1 protein-coding gene is annotated in these 520 nt (G+C 45.8%); it reads left to right on the forward strand.

Annotation, left to right across the window (positions count from 1 at the left end; all coding sequences use genetic code 11):
- Nucleotides 1-118 precede the first annotated feature (118 nt).
- Nucleotides 119-520 (forward strand): NAD(P)H nitroreductase (locus R7093_RS28035; RefSeq protein ID WP_318147386.1); only part of this gene is annotated, 402 nt, incomplete at its 3' end.

Consider the following 520-nt stretch of genomic DNA (forward strand, 5'->3'; position numbering starts at 1 on the left):
CTCGGTTTGTGTGAATCATCACGATAATCCCTAAAAAACAGATTGTTATTCGAGTGAGAGGATTATGCTAAAGTGAGCAGCAAAGAAAATAACAGTTAGATTCAATAAGGACTCGCTCATGGAAGCTCTCGATCTTTTGCTTAACCGTCGCTCTATCGCTAAATTATCTGCGCCAGCACCAGAGGGCAAAGCGTTGGAGAATATTATTCGTGCAGGTCTTCGTGCTCCTGACCATGCGGGCTTAACCCCTTGGCGTTTTGTGATTGCTCAAGGTGATGGTTTGAAGAAGCTATCAGATATTTTGGTGAAAGCCGCGATTGCAGACCATAGTGATGAAGCCGTGATCGAAAAAGTGAAAAATGCGCCGTTTCGTGCCCCAATGGTCATTACCGTGATCGCGAAAGTAACCGAGCATGAAAAAGTCCCTGCATTGGAACAATATCTTTCTGCAGGTTGCGCTGTTCAAGCAATGCAGATGGCGGCGGTTGCGCAAGGTTTTCAAGGTTTTTGGCGTTCAGGT

This window comes from Vibrio sp. 1580 (assembly GCF_033340055.1).